This window comes from Chitinophaga rhizosphaerae (assembly GCF_003958645.1).
GTDB lineage: Bacteria > Bacteroidota > Bacteroidia > Chitinophagales > Chitinophagaceae > Chitinophaga > Chitinophaga rhizosphaerae.
The window spans coordinates 198,205-215,091 of the sequence record NZ_RXLO01000007.1 but is presented as its reverse complement, the minus strand read 5'-3'; the positions used below and the strand labels follow the sequence as shown (position 1 = coordinate 215,091).

At 55.2% G+C, this 16,887-nt stretch carries 14 protein-coding genes; 5 read left to right on the top strand and 9 right to left on the bottom strand.

The window, feature by feature from the left end; all coding sequences use genetic code 11:
* Positions 1 to 128: 128 nt before the first annotated feature.
* Positions 129 to 1,007, top strand: coding sequence for an AraC family transcriptional regulator (locus EJ361_RS17615; RefSeq protein ID WP_126246952.1), 879 nt, complete (start codon positions 129 to 131; stop codon positions 1,005 to 1,007).
* A 173-nt stretch (positions 1,008 to 1,180) separates the two neighbouring features.
* On the opposite strand, the gene EJ361_RS17610 is transcribed toward EJ361_RS17615, so the two are convergent.
* The 4 genes from EJ361_RS17610 to EJ361_RS17595 all read right to left on the bottom strand — a co-directional run bounded on the left by EJ361_RS17610 (position 1,181) and on the right by EJ361_RS17595 (position 7,978).
* The gene (locus tag EJ361_RS17610) at positions 1,181 to 2,815 is read right to left on the bottom strand and encodes a SusD/RagB family nutrient-binding outer membrane lipoprotein (RefSeq protein ID WP_240646660.1); all 1,635 of its coding nucleotides are present in this window, start codon (positions 2,813 to 2,815) and stop codon (positions 1,181 to 1,183) included.
* Between the two features lie 24 nt (positions 2,816 to 2,839).
* Complete coding sequence (locus tag EJ361_RS17605; RefSeq protein ID WP_126246951.1) at positions 2,840 to 6,283, bottom strand: SusC/RagA family TonB-linked outer membrane protein; 3,444 nt, start codon at positions 6,281 to 6,283, stop codon at positions 2,840 to 2,842.
* 4 nt (positions 6,284 to 6,287) lie between these two features.
* On the bottom strand, positions 6,288 to 7,319 hold the full coding sequence (locus EJ361_RS17600; protein ID WP_126246950.1) for a FecR family protein: 1,032 nt from the start codon (positions 7,317 to 7,319) through the stop codon (positions 6,288 to 6,290).
* 74 nt (positions 7,320 to 7,393) lie between these two features.
* Complete coding sequence (locus tag EJ361_RS17595) at positions 7,394 to 7,978, bottom strand: RNA polymerase sigma factor (protein WP_126246949.1); 585 nt, start codon at positions 7,976 to 7,978, stop codon at positions 7,394 to 7,396.
* Between the two features lie 247 nt (positions 7,979 to 8,225).
* On the opposite strand from EJ361_RS17595, the gene EJ361_RS17590 reads away from it, so the two are divergent.
* From EJ361_RS17590 to EJ361_RS17580, 3 genes are all read left to right on the top strand, one after another.
* Positions 8,226 to 9,095 carry an SPFH domain-containing protein gene (locus tag EJ361_RS17590; RefSeq protein ID WP_126246948.1) on the top strand — a complete coding sequence of 290 codons (870 nt, stop codon included), beginning with the start codon at positions 8,226 to 8,228 and terminating at the stop codon, positions 9,093 to 9,095.
* Positions 9,096 to 9,098: 3 nt separating this feature from the next.
* Positions 9,099 to 9,290, top strand: coding sequence for a hypothetical protein (locus EJ361_RS17585; RefSeq protein ID WP_126246947.1), 192 nt, complete (start codon positions 9,099 to 9,101; stop codon positions 9,288 to 9,290).
* Positions 9,291 to 9,440: 150 nt separating this feature from the next.
* Complete coding sequence (locus tag EJ361_RS17580) at positions 9,441 to 9,998, top strand: hypothetical protein (protein ID WP_126246946.1); 558 nt, start codon at positions 9,441 to 9,443, stop codon at positions 9,996 to 9,998.
* A 71-nt stretch (positions 9,999 to 10,069) separates the two neighbouring features.
* On the opposite strand, the gene EJ361_RS17575 is transcribed toward EJ361_RS17580, so the two are convergent.
* On the bottom strand, positions 10,070 to 12,391 hold the full coding sequence (locus tag EJ361_RS17575; RefSeq protein WP_164714304.1) for a M1 family metallopeptidase: 2,322 nt from the start codon (positions 12,389 to 12,391) through the stop codon (positions 10,070 to 10,072).
* Positions 12,392 to 12,397: 6 nt separating this feature from the next.
* The gene (locus EJ361_RS17570) at positions 12,398 to 12,988 is read right to left on the bottom strand and encodes a HupE/UreJ family protein (RefSeq protein WP_126246945.1); all 591 of its coding nucleotides are present in this window, start codon (positions 12,986 to 12,988) and stop codon (positions 12,398 to 12,400) included.
* A 69-nt stretch (positions 12,989 to 13,057) separates the two neighbouring features.
* On the opposite strand from EJ361_RS17570, the gene EJ361_RS17565 reads away from it, so the two are divergent.
* A complete protein-coding gene (locus tag EJ361_RS17565) occupies positions 13,058 to 13,546 on the top strand; it encodes a DUF6702 family protein (protein ID WP_126246944.1) in 489 nt (162 codons plus the stop codon).
* A gap of 2 nt (positions 13,547 to 13,548) precedes the next feature.
* On the opposite strand, the gene EJ361_RS17560 is transcribed toward EJ361_RS17565, so the two are convergent.
* The 3 genes from EJ361_RS17560 to EJ361_RS17550 are packed head-to-tail and all read right to left on the bottom strand — an operon-like array spanning position 13,549 to position 16,887.
* Positions 13,549 to 14,841, bottom strand: a complete 1,293-nt coding sequence (locus EJ361_RS17560) for a phenylacetate--CoA ligase family protein (RefSeq protein WP_126246943.1) — start codon at positions 14,839 to 14,841, stop codon at positions 13,549 to 13,551.
* A gap of 10 nt (positions 14,842 to 14,851) precedes the next feature.
* The gene (acpS, locus tag EJ361_RS17555) at positions 14,852 to 15,214 is read right to left on the bottom strand and encodes a holo-ACP synthase (protein ID WP_126246942.1); all 363 of its coding nucleotides are present in this window, start codon (positions 15,212 to 15,214) and stop codon (positions 14,852 to 14,854) included.
* Positions 15,211 to 16,887: a C45 family autoproteolytic acyltransferase/hydolase gene (locus EJ361_RS17550; RefSeq protein ID WP_126246941.1), complete on the bottom strand. Its 1,677-nt coding sequence runs from the start codon at positions 16,885 to 16,887 to the stop codon at positions 15,211 to 15,213. The genes acpS and EJ361_RS17550 overlap by 4 nt, the downstream gene beginning before the upstream one ends.

Genomic DNA, 16,887 nt, shown 5'->3' with positions numbered 1-16,887 from the left:
AGTTCTGCGAAAATCAACTAGACTAGTATTTTTTTAACCTAATTTTCATAATTTGCCAGAATAGAAATTAAAATGGCAAAATACCTTGCCGACTTATTCACAGGACTTAATCATATAAGGAAGCAAACATGAAACCCATTCTCATCAAAGTGGGGGCCTTTGCCGACAATCAGATCACCATCATCGAGCGGTGCGATCCCTATTTCAACACCCCCTTCCACTTCCATCCGGAATGCGAACTGGTTTACGTAACCGAAAGCCAGGGGAAGCGGATCGTAGGCGATAGCATCGAGAGCTTCGACGTGGGCGATATGGTTTTCCTCGGTCCGAATATACCGCACGTATGGTATAACGACGAGGCATACCATCGCAACGACGAATCCCTCAAAGCCCGTTCCGTCGTGATCTATTTTCCCAAAGACATCTTCGGCGACAAATTCTACGGCCTTCCGGAAACCAAAGCGTTGACGGACCTCTTCCACCGTGCCCAGCGCGGCATGAAGATCATCGGTCCCACCCAGGAAAAACTGAAAGACGAGATCCTCGCCCTCCCCCGTAAAGAAGGCCTGGAACGCATCATTTCCCTGCTGGAAATCCTCAAAACGCTGTCCGAAACGAAGGATTGCTACTACCTCGCGTCTACCGGCTATTCGCATGCCTACAATGTGAAAGACAACCACAAGATCGACGAGGTTTTCAAATACGTTATGAACAACTTCTCGAAGGAAATTTCCCTGCAGGACGTTGCCAGCATCACCAACCTTTCTCCCCAGTCGTTCTGCCGCTTCTTCAAGAACCGGACAAAAAAATCGTTCGTGCAGTTCCTCAACGAGGTGCGCATCGGGCATGCCTGTAAAAGGCTCACGGAGGAAGACTGGTCTATCGCCGAAATCGCCTACAGCTGCGGATTCAAGAATCTGTCCAACTTCAACCGCTTTTTCAAGGAAATCGTCGGAAAAACACCAAAGGAATACAAGAACGAGCTTCGCCTGAAAGAAGCGCTCTAGGCGCCATATTCACTTAACACGCTATCCTTCCCTTACCTCCCTGCACACCGCCCCTCCGGGCGCGGGCACCCTTTTTTTGCCCCTGAAACCCGCCAACTAAACGTTTAAGCCCATAATAAAGCCGGCCCAAAAGGGCCGGCCGGTCATTCTTAGATGAGCTATGTCTATTATTGCTATGGCTTGTCCCACCAGAGGCGGGTGCCGCCGTTATCGGGGCCACCTAGTAAATTGATTGCTTTCTGCACGCCCTTCGGGTTCGTTTCATATTCCGTGCTCACGAAATTCACGCGGCGGATGAAGGTTCCGTTGGGGATCTTCCCTCCGCTGTTGTTGATTTTCACGGGGAAGAGCTTCGGGTAACCGGTGCGGCGGAATTCCGCCCAGGCCTCCTGCCCTTCCGGGAACCCGGCGATCCATTTCTGGGTGATGATCCGCTCGCGCTTGCGCTCCTTGGTGGCGCCGTCTTCCCAGGCCACGGTAATGGTACTGAGCAGGGGATCGCCGTTGGGAATGCTGTTGGCAGCGTTCTTCGGGTCTACGTAAGGCGCGGGCTTGTTGGTGGTATTGGCGATGTAATCGTCGTACTTCGTGGCGATGCCATGCTGGTCGAACGAGGTTTTCACGCCCATCGCATAATTGGTTTTCGCGTCGCCGGCGCCCTGCCAGCCTTCAACGGCGGCTTCGGCTTTGAGGAACCAGGCTTCCGCGGCGGTCATCAGCAGGATTTTCTTATTGGAGAAAAGCAGTTTGCTGAGGGCGGAAAAGTTCTCGTAACGTGCTTTGGTCGTCATTTCCACGCCCTGGCGGATGCCCTTGTACTGGCCCGGGTATTCTTTCGATTCCTCGAAGTACACGTTGAGCCGGGGGTCTTTCAAACCGGTCAGGTACGATTCCATGGCGGCAGACATGCGCACGTCTCCCCATCCGCTGGAAATCTCCAGCAGCGGGTGCTCAAGCGGCCGGGTGTTGATCACGAACGTTTCTTCGGCCTTCTCCAGCAACCCCAGCGGATGTTTCAGCGCCAGTTCCCCTTCCGCTTTCGCCTTGTCGGGGTCGACCTTGACGATCCGCAACGCCAGGCGCAAACGCAGGGTGTTGGCCATTTTGCACCACAGCCGGTAACTGCCGGCGTAGTCGGAAAGGTCGAACCCGGCAAAAGTGATCTCCTTCCCTTCGGTCACATATTGGGAGAATATTTTGATCGCCTCGTCCAGGTCGGCGAAGAAAGCATAATAAGCATCTTTCTGCGAATCGTAGTCCACGCTCCCGTCCGCGTTGATGACGCCGTATTTGGTGTAGATGACAGGGCCGTAAGCGTCGGAAACACGATGCATGGTGAACACCTTCAATACTTTCATCCAGGCGTAATACTGCGGATAATCGGCCTTGGTCAACTTTTCCAGGTAGCGGCAAACGGGCATCACCGATTGCTCGGGCGAGCCGGCGTAGGTGCCGTAGGCGCAGCCCCACAGCACCTGGTTCCAGCCGTCTACGAGGTTATAGGTATTGTTGTTGTTGTTAAGGTTACCGAATGGGTTGGGCACCGCGGTATATTGCGAAAACAGGTCGCCCATGAGGTTTTGCTGCACCTGTACCACCCACGATGGCGAATATACGTAAATGCTGCGCTGGATTTGCCCGAGCGGTTCGCCGATGTGCATGAAGTTCTGCTTCAGCTCTTCTTCGGAAATACCGTTGGGGTTGGTATTGAGATCTTCAAAGTTCTTGGTGCAGGCGGTGGCGAGCATTGTTGCTGCAAGGCCGGCCATAACCGTTTTCCGTTTGAAGAAGTATTGCAATGATTTCATCGTCTGTTGATTTTATTGGTTGAATCAAAACCCGACTTTCACACTGGCGCCGAACGTGCGGGTGGCGGGCATGCCGAACACGTCTACCCCCTGCAGGCGGTTGTCGCCGCCGGCGGAAACTTCCGGATCGAAGGGCGCATCGCGTTTCAGGAAGGCGAGGTTGCGGCCGATCAGCCCAACGGTAAGGTTGCGCACGGCTTTCGATTTCAGGGGAATTTTATAACTGAGCGAAATCTCGCGCAGCCGGATGCTCGTGGCATCGTACATATATACGTCTCCGTTACCATCGCGGCCGGCCACGTCAACATAATACTGGTAAGCATTGTACAACGGCTGCACGGCTTTGCCTTCGTGGTTCACCGCATCCAGCCGGATGCCGCCCTGATCGCGCAGTCTGGCGCTTTCCTCGCTCACGCCGTAGCTGTCGAGGATGGCCTGCGTCAGGCTCATCACCTTTCCACCGAAACGCCCGTCGATGAGGAAAGTCAGCGTGAAATTCCTGTAATCGAACTTGTTGTTCCATCCCAGGTTGAATTTCGGGTTGGGATTGCCGACGAAGAATGTGCCCGTGGTATCCATGAGCTTGCCGTCAGCATCCAGTTGCAATCTTCCCTGCCCGTCGCGCTTCAGGATGCGGGGCACGAAAATATCGCCCCATTGCCCTCCTTCCCGGATGCCGGAACCGTACATGTTGGAGCCGGATTCGGTGAGGCGGAAGATGGTGGCGGAAGACACGCGGTCGATGTCTGACAGCGAAACCACCCTGTTTCGGTTCGTGGAGAAATTGATGTTCGACGTCCACGTAAAGCCGCCCTTTTTCACGGGAACGAGCGTCAGCATGGCTTCCACGCCGGTGTTGCGGATATTCCCGAGGTTGAGGTAATAGGTGGCGTAACCGGAGCCCGTGGGCGCGGGGATCTCGATATACTGCTGGAAGTTGTTGTTATTGTAATAGGTAACGTCGATGCCGATTCGGTCATTGAAAAAGCGCGCTTCAACACCGGTTTCGAATGAACGGTTGTCTTCCGGCTTGATGTATTCGCCGGGATAAGGCACCCGCGAGTTAAAGCTCAGCTGTTTCGCACCACCGAGGAAACGGAGGCTGTAGGTGGAAGGCCGCGTGATGTAGGCCGGCAGGTCGTTCCCCACTTTGGCGTACGAAATGCGCAGCTTCGCGAAGCTGATGGGCTCGGCCAGTTTGAACATCTCGCTCAATACGGCCGTGAGCCCCGCGGAATAATAGAAATATCCCTTGTTCATGGTAGGCGTGAAGGCGAAGGTGCTCGACCAGTCGTTACGGCCCGTCAAATCCAGGAACAGGTAATCCTTGTAACCCAGGTTGGCGCTGGCGAAGAGGGCCTGTACCTGCTTGCGCTCCAGCCCCTGCTGCACGGTGATCGACGCGGGGTCGATGTTCGCCAGCTGGAAGATGTTGGGATACAGCAGGCCGTTGGCCGAACCGATGCCCGCATCGTTGAGGGTGCGATCGCGCAGTTTGTAATCGGTGATGCTGCCGCCCACGAGGCCGGAAAGTTTCAGGTCTTTGGTGAGGTCTTTGTTGAAATTCAGCATCAGGTCGCCGTACATCTGCGTATTGAATTCGCGCTCGAACGTATAACGGCCGCGGGCCGCGGCGATACGCGTATCGGTGGAGGCATTCGCTTTCAGCTCGAACTGGTCGTACGACCGGTCGAAGTTGCCGCGCGCCTGTACCGACAGCCAGTCTGCGATTTGATACTTGATGGCAAGGGAGGCCATTGCGCGGGTGCGCTCTTCGTCGCGCACGTTGCGATGCAGCGTCCAGTAAGGGTTCTGAACTTCCGCTTCGCCCACTTTCCCTGCGTCGGTATTGATATTCCACCAGTTCTGCGTCAGCATGTTCCGCTGTACGGAAAACACTTCGTAATTGTCTTTGTAATAGTTCCAATCCTGACCACGGGGGAAAACATACGCCGGAATGAGCGGGTTGTAGTACAAACCGCTGCCAGGCCGGTTGCGCGCGTCCTGTTTGATGAAGGTCACGTTCGCGTCGAGGCTGAGGCGGTCTTTGAGGAGCTTCAGCGTTTCGCGGAAGTTGAGGGTGTGGCGGTTGAACTTGCTGGTGGGGATAACGCCTTTGCTGTTCAGGTTGGAATAGGAAAAATAGGACTGCGCGATCTCGTTGCCGCCGCTCACGGAAATCCCGTTCGTCCAGGCGCCGCCGGTGCGGAAGAATTTATCGAGATGATCGTCGAACTGTCCTTTTTCTCCCCAGCTGGCCGGCCCGGCGTCGGGGGTTTTGGTTTGACCGTAGCGGAACTGCAGGTCGGGCGTGAGCATCACTTTCTCGAGGTTGTAATCAGACGAGAAGTCGATGCGCATCCTGCCGGCGCGGCCGCGTTTGGTGGTGATGACGATCACACCGTTGGCGGCCTGGCTGCCGTATTGCGCGGCGGCGGAGGCGCCTTTGAGGATGTTGATGGATTCGATATCGTCCGGGTTGATGTTGGAGATACCGTCGCCACCGTCGCGGCCGGGGCCGGACTGTATATCGTTCGACTGTCCGAAAGCGTTGGCCGGCTGCGAGGGGGAATAGTTGGCCATGGGCACCCCGTCGATCACGTACAGCGGCTGGTTTTCGCGGGTGGATTTGTTGCCGCGCATGATGACGCGGGCGGACCCGCCGAGGCCGGAGGCGCTGCGGTTGATGGTGACACCGGCGGCTTTGCCGGCGAGGCTGTTGATGACGTTGGCGTCTTTAACGCGGGAAAGGTCGTCGTTATTAAGCTGTTGGGTGGCGTAGGTGAGCTCTTTGGCCTTGCGCTGCACGCCGAGGGCGGTCACTACGATTTCGTTGAGTGAGCGTGTATTTTCCTGTAAAACAACATCATAGGTATCGCCGCTGCCCACGGATACTTCCTGGGCGGTGAACCCGAGGAAGCGGAAAACGAGCACATCGCCGGGGGTGGCGGAGAGGGAGAAATCTCCCTGGCCGTCGGTCTGCGTGCCTTTGTTGGTGCCTTTGATCACAACGGTGACCCCGGGCAGCGGGTTACCGTTGGCGTCCTTTACCTTTCCGCGGATCTCCTTGTCCGCACGGGCGGCATCGCCCGCTTTGTCCGTAACGGCCGTTGAGCTGCCGCCTGCGGGTGGCTCAAGGTTTACGATGATCTTATTGTTTTTTCTCGTAAATTTCAGTCCGGTTTGTTCCGTGAGCTGGGCGAGCACCTCTTCCAAAGGCAGCTTCACGCAGTTCAGGTTGATCTTCTTCCTGAGGTTCAGATCGGATTTGTCGTAATGGAAACTGAGACCTGTCTTGGCGGCAATTTCAGTAAACACCTCCTCCATGTTCTTGTTCTTGACCTGGATGGTGATACTGATGTTTCGGGGTTCCTGCGACTCGGCACGAGCACTGGCGGTGTAAGGAGCCGCCAGTGCGATGGCCATCGCAAGCCCTGCCATCAACACAAGGTGTAGGCATTTTTTCATACATCTAGTTTTTGCGGGTAAGGAAAATTGTGTCGTTCTTCAGTTCGTAGCTGATGTTTTTGATTTGACAAATTGTTTCGATAATCTCCTGCAGGCTCTCGTCCCTGAAAGAGCCGGAGTAGTTCCAGTCCATATTCCCCGATTCGTTCACCATCGTTACATTATACCTGTTCTCCAGTTCCGTGGCCACTTCGTTGTAGGAAGCGTCCCTGAAGTTGAGAATGCCGTGTTTCCAACCCACGATATCGTCTTCCTGGTGGAAGTTGGACTTGGCTACCACTAACGACTGGCAGTCGAAGCTGAGTTGCTCGCTCGGCAGCAGGATCACCGTTTCCCGGCGCTCTGCGTTGTCCACTTTCACCTTGCCCGTCAGCAACGCAACGGTGATGCGCTGCTCGCGGGAATACGCGCGGATGTTGAAGGATGTGCCCAGCGCGGTGGTGGCCAGACCACGGCTGTGCACGATGAACGGATAGCGGGGATCTTCGGCCACCTTGAAGAAAGCTTCGCCTTCTTCGAGATATATGTCGCGGTGGGCACCGCTGAAACTGACAGGATAGCGCAGCCGGGAGCCGGCGTTGAGGTTGACGGTAGACCCGTCTGCCAACACGATCTTCTCCGTTGAACCCCGTGCCGTGGTGATTTCCACATAACCGTTGCGCACTACGCGGTTGGTTTTGGCCGGGGCGTGATGCTGCGCCAGCGGCAACGGGTTTTCTGGCCGGGCGGAGGGTGCGGGTTTATAGAGGAAGGACAGGGCGATGGCGCCCGTCATGAGCGCCGCGGCGCCCGAAATAGCCCAGGTGCGCCAGCGCCGCGGGCGGAGCGGCACCACAGGCGTTTCCGACGTGGCTACATGGTCCTGGAGGCGCATCCTCACTTCCTCCAGCTGCTCCTGCAAAAACTCCTCCTGTATCATGGCCGAACGGTGCCGGTTCACACTGGCAAACCATTGCTCGATGATACGCGCCTCCTCATCGGTGCATTTCCCCTGCGTGTACCGCTCCAGGACTTTTCGGATCTGTTCAATATCCACGGCGATTGTTTTTTAGTTGGTGATACAGGGATGTCGCACCACCAAAAAAAAAGTACCATCCGGCCGGGAATTTTTTAATGTAACAAGGTAAGAACGACCGCAACGGTCAGCAGATCGGTCTGCGTGTAATGCGTACGCAGTATTTTCAGGGCTTTGGAGATTTGATTCTTAACGGTTTGCTGCGATAATTCGAGCCGCGACGCGATCTGTTCGATGCTCAGGTTTTCGAACCGGCTCAACATGAAAATTTCCTTCATCTTTTCCGGCAACCGGTTGATAGCTTCGAAAATCTCTGTGGCTTTGGCTTTGTAGTCGTACGTTTCGGAGATGTTATGGGGTTGCGCGTCGAAATGCTCGATCAGTTGCTGGAGATATTTGCGATAGGTAGCGTCTTTACGGTACAGGTCGATGATCTTGTGGCGGACGCTCTGGTAGAGATAAGACCGGAGCGAGCAGTGAATTTCCAGGGCCTGGCGCTTTTCCCATAGCGTAGTAAAGAGGTCCTGCAGCACGTCTTTGCTGGTTTCCCCCCTATCCGTCTTGCTGAGGATGTAGAGGTACAACGGCCTGCTGTACCGTTCGTAGATGGCATTGAACGCCCCTGCGTCGCCATTGCGCAACAGGGATAACAACTGCTCGTCTGTAAAGCTATGGTACATAAAAGATTGTGGTTGATAAAATGCGATCGATTTTGGCCAGTCCCTGATTTCTTAGCGTGTTCCTAACGTGACAATTCCGGTTAACGGCAAAGGCAAAATAGTAAATCCTGCACAATTTCAAACTTTTTTAACACCGTAATTTTTCCAGTCCCCCCTTCATGTTCTTTTTACACACTATGCTGGAAATGTAAAATCTTTTCCTTAGATTTGATATCAAATTGATATCATTATAAATTAACCTCGTACCATGGAAAAGATCAACAGGCCGGTCTCCGGCTACCTCGCATTCGTTGTTGCCATATTATTGCTTCTCGGTGCCATCACCATCATCGTGATCAGCGCCAATTCGGGAAACAAATCCCTGCTCATTTTTGCCGCCCTGCTCGGCATCGCGTTCATTTTCGTGTCGAAAGGCATTATGATCGTAAACCCCAACCACGCAAGGGTCCTCACGTTCTTCGGAAAGTACGTAGGCAGCGTAAAGCAGAACGGCCTGCTGTGGATCAATCCTTTCTTCCGCTCGCAACGCATTTCATTGCGCGCCAATAACCTTAACGGACAAACGCTGAAGGTAAACGACAAGATGGGCAACCCCATCGAGATCGCCGCCGTGATTGTTTGGCAGGTGAGCGATACGTATAAGGCGATGTTCGAAGTGGAAGGGTACCAGCAATACGTGCAGATACAAAGCGAAGCCGCGGTGCGCCACCTCGCTACGAGCTGCCCGTATGACCGGATGGAAGACGAAACCGCGGAAATCACCCTCCGCGACGGCGGCGAAAAAGTGAACGACCTGCTGGAAAAGGAACTGAACGAGCGCCTCTTCGCCGCAGGCATCGTTGTCCGCGAAGCACGCATCAGCCACCTCGCCTACGCCCCCGAAATCGCCGGCGCCATGCTCCAGCGCCAGCAAGCCACCGCCATCGTAGCCGCCCGCTCCAAAATCGTGGAAGGCGCCGTAGGCATGGTGGAAATGGCACTGGAAATGCTCTCCCGCAAACAGCTCGTTATGCTCGACGAAGAGCGAAAAGCCGCCATGGTATCTAATCTCATGGTAGTGCTCTGTGGCGAAAAATCCGCCACGCCCGTCCTTAACACCGGATCACTTTACGCGTAAATCATGCCTGGGAAAGAACAGAAGAAATCATTCGTCCTCCGTGTCGACGGCAACACCTACGAAGCACTCGAGCGTTGGGCCGCCGACGAATTCCGGAGCGTCAACGGCCAGCTGGAATGGATCATCGCCCGCGCCCTCCGCGATGCGGGCCGCGACAAGAAAAAACCGAAAGACAAAAAGGACGGCGCCACCTGAACAGCGCCGCCTTCCCATAAAAAAAGGCCCTCCGCACGCCGCGGCGGGCCTTTTCGTTTCCCCCAAATCCAACTTTCCTTGCAACTTTCTCCGATACCGCTCGTCTATCTGTTGAAAATCCATCCATTCCATCCTTAAAACAAATGTCAAATGAAATCGTTCCTTCCCTTACTATGCATGCTGTTGTGCGCGTCCGCCTATGGTCAGGACAAGTACAACTACAACACATTCAACAAATTAACGCCCCTTGCAGGTTCTGATTACGTGGTCGCCAGTGTGGAAAGCGTCGGCAAAATGATGGCCAGTCACGGCGACGCACTGCTGTTCATCAATACCAGAACCGGCGAGCAAAACCGGGTAGACCTCCCGGCAGACGCGTCCATCCACCGCTGGGAACATGTGAAAATGGACAGCCTGGGCATCAATCTCATACTCCTGACCGGCCGCACCGTCAATCTCGACAACAACAAAAAAGGCATCGACTGGAACGACCCCATCCAGATCATCGCCGTATCTACCGACGGGAAGCAGAAATCGCAGCTGACGGAAGACAAATTCTTCGCGGCGCAATGGATCATCCATCCCCGCACCGGGGCGATCGTGATCACGGGATATTACGATTCCAACAACAACGGCAAATACGACAAAACCGACAAAGACGATATCCTGGTATTCGATTTAAGGACGCTGAAACGTGTTAAAGTGTAACCCCATCGTTCACTGTATTTCATAAAAAAAGGTGCGGTTCCCCGCACCTTTCTCTTTGGTATCTTTCGCTGTTACTGACGCGCCTGCTGCATGGGATTGCCCCCGGTAGACGTGCCCCTGGCCGCGCGTTCCGAACGGAACAGCTCGAACCGCGAGGGTGCGGCCTGGCGGGGCCAGCTGTTGTTGTTTTCGTCGATATCCGCCGTTTCGCGCAAGGGATCGAGTTTCATGGAAACCACCTGTTTGTCTTTGGCGAAAACTTTGGTCACTTCCTGCTCGTTATGGCGCCAGATGTAGGCGGAAATGCGGTCAGTTTCCTTCGTACCGTCTGCAAACGTCCATTCCACGATGATGGGCATTACGTTGCCGCCGATGTTGCGGAAGGTTACTTCATAAAAATTCTTTTTGCTGTCGTACAGCTGCTTTTCCTCCGGCGTCAGGGATGCCTGCATTTGCTGCCACGCGGTTTGCTGGGCGGGCGTTACGGCGAAGCGGTCCCATTTGCTGTAGAAGTCCTGCAGGCTGGTATCCTGTTCCACCACGGTTTTCATCCCTTTTTCCTTATTCCGTGTTTTGGCGATGTGCGTGTCTTCCCGAAGTGCCGCTGCTTCGGCGGCTTTGTTGGTTTCGGCCGGGTCTTTCGCGTCCATCCGGTACCACTTCACATTGTCGATGGCAATATCCACGGGTTCGATACCGAAGAACCATCCGCGCCAGAACCAGTCGAGGTCCACGGCAGACGCATCTTCCATCGTACGGAAGAAATCGGTAGGGGTAGGATGTTTGAAAGCCCAGCGGCGCGCGTATTCCCGGAAAGCATAATCGAACAGCTCCCGGCCCATCACGGTTTCGCGGAGGATGTTGAGCGCCGTAGCCGGCTTGGCGTAAGCGTTGGGGCCGAACATGATGATATTTTCGGAATTGCTCATCACGGGCTCCAGTTTGTCTTTCGGCATGCTCATATATTCCACGATGTGGTGTGCGGGGCCCCTGCGCGAGGGGAAATTCGCGTCCCATTCCTGCTCTGCCATGAACTGGCAGAAAGTGTTGAGCCCTTCGTCCATCCAGGTCCATTGCCGTTCGTCGGAGTTCACGATCATGGGGAAGAAGTTGTGGCCCACTTCGTGGATGATCACGCCGATCATGCCGTTCTTCGTGGATTCGCTATAGGTGCCGTCTGCTTCGGCGCGGCCGTAGTTGAAGCAGATCATCGGGTATTCCATCCCATTGGCTGCTTCCACGGAAATAGCCACGGGATAGGGATACGGAATGGTATGATGGGAATAGGAACGCAGCGTATGCCCCACTACTTTGGTGGAATAGCGGCGGTAGAGCGGATAGGCTTCGGGGCCATAGTAGCTCATGGCCATCACGTGCTTCCCTTCGATATTCACGCCCATGGCGTCCCACACGAGGCGGCGGGAGGAAGTCCAGGCGAAATCGCGGACATTGGTGGCTTCGAATATCCAGGTTTTTTTGCGGTCGGATTTGTTTTTGATGGCATGCTGCGCTTCGGCGAGGGTCACGATCTCGACGGGCTCGGTGGATTTTTGCGCCTGCTGCCAGCGTTGGAACTGTGCGGGAGACAGCATTTCCTTATAGTTGCGGCATTCGCCGGTACCGCCCACCACATGGTCTGCGGGAACGGTCATTTTCACTTTGAAATTGCCGAAGGTGAGGGCGAATTCGCCGCGGCCGGTAAACTGTTTGTTCTGCCAGCCCTGGAAATCGGAATACACGGCGAGGCGGGGGTACCACTGCGCGATGGTGTACAGATCGTTGCCATCGGCCGCGAAATGTTCGTACCCGCCCCTGCCGCCGAGGGTCATGCGGTTGGGGACCTTGTACCACCAGTCTACCTTGAACACGATCTTTTCGCCCGGTTTGAGCGTTTGCGGCATCTCGATGCGCATCATGGTCTGGTTGATGGTATACGGGAGCGGTTTGCCGGAGGCGTCGGTCACTTTGGTGATGTTCACCCCATGGCCCTGTTCCATGCCCAGGAGCCGGCCGATCTCGCGGCTGCTCATCCGGTCTTTCATATTGCTGCCGTCGAAGCTGTTGTTGTCCGACTTCGGGTCGTGCTCGTTTTCGTCGAGCTGCAGCCAGATGTAGGTAAGCGGGTCGGGGGAATTGTTGTAATAGGTCACGGTTTCGGATCCGGTGAGGCGGCGCCGTACTTCGTCCAGTTCCGCGGTGATGTCGTAATCCGCGCGCTGCTGCCAGTATTTCGGCCCGGGCACGCCGGAAGCGGAGCGGTACATGTTGGGATCTGCCAGCAGGTACCCCAGCTGTTCGAAGCGGTTGCCGTGGTTGGACCCCGGGTTGTTTTGCGCCATCGTTGCTAGGGGCGCGGCCACGAGGAGGATTCCTATGATGGAACGTATGGTCATCTCGATTTATTTTTCCAGTATAATTCCGAATCTTTCCATGCTCATGACGAACGCCACCCCGAAGATAGCGGCGGAAAGGAACAGGGTCCAGTCGCGGCGGGAGGCCTTTCCCACTCCGATCACCAGTTGGGAAATCAAAAGCACGATGGTTACGATGATCAGTTGCCCGAATTCCAGGCCCAGGTTAAAGGCCAGGAGCGGTTGCAGGATATCGGTTTGCGAGCCGAGCATGCTGCGGAGGTAGTTGGAGAACCCCATCCCGTGGATCAACCCGAAAAACAGCGCGAAAAAGTAATTCCATTTCACGCGGCCCGGTTCCTTCCCGCCCCTGAAAACGTTCGCCAGCGCCGTTAAGACGATAGTGACGGGGATGAGGAACTCGATGAGATCGGTAGATACCCGCACGATATTGAGCACGCTCAGCGCCAATGTCACCGAATGGCCGAGCGTAAAGGCCGTCACCAGGATCAGCACCTTCTTCCAGTCTTTCAACGTATACACGGCACAAAGCGCCATGATGAACAAAATGTGGTCGTACCCTCCAAGATCTGCGATATGTTGCCAGCCCTCCTCGAAATACATGCTGAACTCCTGCATGGCATAGATTTTTGCGTAACTTCGTAATGTTAATCAGTTACCGGTAAAAATAAAAATTTTTAAGGGCCAATGGGAGTAATGCTATTTAAATGGTGCCTGCCCGCGATCATGACCGCAATGCACCCTTTCTACATGAGCGTCACGGAAATACGCTATAATTCCCCCCGCAAGTCCCTGGAAATCAGTTGCCGCATTTTTTCCGACGACCTGGAAAACGTCCTGAAAAAGGAATCGAAGCAGCCGCTGGACATTATCCATCCCAAAAACCGTCCTGCTGCGGATTCCCTCGTAGCGCAATACCTCCGCAGGCACCTATTCCTGTCGGCCGACGGCAAACCCCTCTCCCTCAAATACCTCGGCTACGAAATCTCCGAAGACGCCACCTGGTGCTACCTGGAATGTACGCCCATGGCCCCGTTCCGGAAACTCGATATCAAAAACGATATCCTGTATGCCGAGCACGCCACCCAAAGCCACATGGTCCATGCCATCGTGAACGATCGCCGGCAAAGCACGAAGCTGGACAATCCCTCGTCCAACGCGACTTTCAGCTTCTAATACTATTTCCTGTTATCGATGAATTTAACCGGTTTGCGGCTGCTTTCCGGGAACTGCATTTTGAGGATTTCCGGCAGGGCGCAATAACGCACCTGCGGGATGACGCGCAGCTTGGCCTGGAGGTACGATTTGATGCGCCGGTCCATGTCTTCCGACTCCTCGCGTGGATGGAGGTGCAGCAGAATTTCGTCGGTCCCGATCTCGTTGGAGAACACTTCCACCACGAATTCCTTCACGTCTTCCATATCGCTCAGCAGGTCGTATAACGCCGGCGGATAGAGCGTAGTGCCCTTGTACTTGATCATCTGCTTGCGCCGGCCGATCACGGGAGAAAGGCGGAGCGTCTGGCGGCCGCAGCTGCAGGGCGTTGCGTCGTACTGGCAAATGTCGCCGGTCTTGTAACGCAGCAGGGGCATGGCTTCCACGCCCAGCGTAGTGATGGTCACCTCGCCCGGCGCTCCCGGCGGAACGGGGCGGTCCTGCTCGTCGAGCAGCTCCACGATGAGCAGTTCGGGATGATGATGCCCCCCTTTGCCCTGGCGGCATTCGGTGAAGGCGGTCTGCATCTCGGTGGATGCGTAGGTGGAGAACAGATCGATGTTCCATTTGTCCGTAATCTTTTTCCCCAGCACGTTATACGAGAAATCGGTGTTGCGGATGTTCTCGCCGATGCAGACGGCTTTTTTCACGGAAGAAGCGTTGATGTCGATCCCATGTTCCTCCGCGAAGGCGATCAGTTTGAGGATGAAGGAAGGTACGGCAACGATGACGGTAGGCTGGATGCGCTGGATATTCTCCCATTGGAGCGACGGCACGCCCGGCCCCACGCGCAGCACGCCCGCGCCCAGCTTGCGGATGCCGTTGTAGTAGGCCATCCCGGCCATGAACTGGCGGTCGAGGGTGAGCATAAGCTGGTAAATGTCTTCGTCTGTTCCGCCGGCGCAGCTGAACGAGATGAATTCGTTGTAACTGAGGCGGTCGAGGTCTTTTTCCGTGAGCGGGATCACCACGGGGCGGCCCAAAGTGCCGGAAGTGGAAGTATATTCGGCGATCTTGCTTTTGTCGACGCAGAGAAAATCCCAGTTCCGCTGCTGCAGGTCTTCCTTGGTGACCGTGGGCAGGCGCTGCAGGTCGTCGAGCGAGCGGATGTTGTCCGTATCGATGTTGTTCGCGGCGAACCATTCGCGGTAAAAGGGCGAAAACTGGCGAAGATAGCCCACCAGGTGCTGGAGCTCCTTGTTCTGGAACTGGCGGATGGCGGCGGGATGTTGAAGTTCTATATCCGGGATATACATAATTCCTTGGTTAAAAAATGACCACGGTAGCCATGGCTACGGTTTTCACGTGCGACAGCGACAGCAGTACCTCCGTGCCTTCGGGCAGGGGCGCCGCGTTGCCGATGAGAAAAATCCCGGGTTTACCGGAAGCGTTGTTCCGCACTTCGATTTCGTTGAATTGCATGCCGCTGCCGGCCCACCCGGTGCCGAGGGCTTTGAGGAAAGCTTCCTTGGCGGCGAAACGGGCGGCGTAACTTTCGTACTTGTTGACCTGCTTTTCGCAATAGGCGATCTCGAGCGGCGAAAACACCAGCTCGCGGAAGCCCTGGTTTTTGCCGATCTTCTCCGCGATGCGGTCTACTTCCACGATATCTGTTCCGAGCCCTTTCATTGTTGATTATCGCATTTTTCGATTTGACGGAGGATGTGTTCCTTTTCCGGGACCGTTGCGATCTCTTTCGTCAACGCCTGTTGATAATATTGCTTCGCTTCGGCGAACCGTTTCCGTTTGAACAGGTAATCACCGGCGATCACCCAGGCATGGTAATACGCCGGGTTGTCGGCCGTGATCTGCTTTACGTCGATCTCCTCCCCGTCCATCACGGCTTGCTTGAGCCGGCGGAAGTCCATGAATTTACGATAGTTGCCGGTAAGCAGGAAGGAATCTTTCGGGACGGTGAGGCTGCTGTCGCAGATCTCGCGGTCGGAAGCAAGGCCTTTCATGGCGAACACCCTGTTCAGATCGTAGGCCACGAATTCGCCCAGTTGCCAGGGCGCGGCAGACACCCACACGATTTTTTCCTTGGGTTTGAAGACGATGGCGTGATGGGCGATCAGCTGGTTGAGGGCTTTTTCGTTCCCCATCCCGATGTCGGCATCGTTGAGCCCTTTTTGATCGCGGAGGATGGCGATGGTTTTGGCGACGCTGTTCTTCCCGTTCCGTTCCAGCAATTGCTGCAACCGCGCGTACCGGTAGGGAGACGCACTTCCCGCCAGCTGTTCGCGGTTGGCCTGGGAAGCGCCCAGCTGCTGGCTCTGGAAATGGTTGGCGCAGGATATCTCGTTGCCGCGGGGATCGTACAAGGCAATACTGTCGGGCGTTTTCTCGATGATGGCGGCGCGATTGTCGGCCGCAGACCCGATAAGGAACGATTCGCTCACGAACATTTTCCGCTTCGCCGCAATGGCGTAAGCTTCCTGGATGTTCCCCGCGTATTGCAGTATTTCCCGCGCCACGAGCGATACCGGCGTGGCCGATCCCGAAGGGATTTCGCTTTTGGCCGCGTTGATGGTCACCGTCAAACCCTGCATGTTCATCCCCGATACCACGCCCGTAAATCCGCCCCAGGTGATCATCATGAACGGATGCCCCTTGTCTGGCCGGTAGAACGCCACGATCTTGTCTTCCGCGAACTTATCGCCCACATAAAAATCGAAATTCCGGCCGATGATGAGGGAACTGTCTTCCGACCGGTCGTTCCACGTCCCGAAAGACGTGCAGCCCACCAGCGCCAGGTTCTGCAGCGCATGGCCGATGTCGTGCGCGGCATGATAGTTCATGATGCGCTGGTAGTTGGTGCCGATGTAGCCGTAATCCGGCGACGCGGAAAACGATACGCCGTAGATTTCTTCCTTATATTCTTCCGGCACATTTTTGTCCATGTTCCGGTTGAACCAACCGATGAGGTATTTGAGGAAATGCTGGTATGTTTTCGAAGGGATCATTTTGCCGATCTGTTCGGTGAAATGATCTTCCTGGCGCTGTACCAGTTCTTCGGCGAGCTTCCCGTACACGACGCCCCTTTCGAAAGGTTTCCCTTCCACGTACATTTCGTACAAACCGCTTTTGCTCTTCCGGAACCAGCTGTTCCCCAGGGTGTACGCCGTGGAATCCAGTGCCTTGCGCTGCCATTGGAGGGAGCTTTTGTCGGCAATGTCTGGCGGTTGCATCCGCGCCACGGTCCAGAGGTAAATAAACAGCCCCAATATCAGCAGCACAATGGATCCTACTATATATAGCAGGACCTTCCCTATTTTCCTCCAGATGCTCTTTTTCTTTACCAT

Excerpts from the sequence above, each read along its gene's own strand:
- EJ361_RS17580 (WP_126246946.1), top strand. The coding sequence starts at position 9,441 with ATGAAATCGTTCCTTCCCTTACTATGCATGCTGTTGTGCGCGTCCGCC.
- EJ361_RS17605 (WP_126246951.1), bottom strand. The coding sequence starts at position 6,283 with ATGAAAAAATGCCTACACCTTGTGTTGATGGCAGGGCTTGCGATGGCC.
- EJ361_RS17590 (WP_126246948.1), top strand. The coding sequence starts at position 8,226 with ATGGAAAAGATCAACAGGCCGGTCTCCGGCTACCTCGCATTCGTTGTT.
- EJ361_RS17565 (WP_126246944.1), top strand. The coding sequence starts at position 13,058 with ATGGGAGTAATGCTATTTAAATGGTGCCTGCCCGCGATCATGACCGCA.
- EJ361_RS17570 (WP_126246945.1), bottom strand. The coding sequence starts at position 12,988 with ATGCAGGAGTTCAGCATGTATTTCGAGGAGGGCTGGCAACATATCGCA.
- acpS (WP_126246942.1), bottom strand. The coding sequence starts at position 15,214 with ATGAAAGGGCTCGGAACAGATATCGTGGAAGTAGACCGCATCGCGGAG.
- EJ361_RS17585 (WP_126246947.1), top strand. The coding sequence starts at position 9,099 with ATGCCTGGGAAAGAACAGAAGAAATCATTCGTCCTCCGTGTCGACGGC.
- EJ361_RS17550 (WP_126246941.1), bottom strand. The coding sequence starts at position 16,887 with ATGGTAAAGAAAAAGAGCATCTGGAGGAAAATAGGGAAGGTCCTGCTA.
- EJ361_RS17595 (WP_126246949.1), bottom strand. The coding sequence starts at position 7,978 with ATGTACCATAGCTTTACAGACGAGCAGTTGTTATCCCTGTTGCGCAAT.
- EJ361_RS17575 (WP_164714304.1), bottom strand. The coding sequence starts at position 12,391 with ATGACCATACGTTCCATCATAGGAATCCTCCTCGTGGCCGCGCCCCTA.
- EJ361_RS17610 (WP_240646660.1), bottom strand. The coding sequence starts at position 2,815 with ATGAAATCATTGCAATACTTCTTCAAACGGAAAACGGTTATGGCCGGC.
- EJ361_RS17560 (WP_126246943.1), bottom strand. The coding sequence starts at position 14,841 with ATGTATATCCCGGATATAGAACTTCAACATCCCGCCGCCATCCGCCAG.
- EJ361_RS17615 (WP_126246952.1), top strand. The coding sequence starts at position 129 with ATGAAACCCATTCTCATCAAAGTGGGGGCCTTTGCCGACAATCAGATC.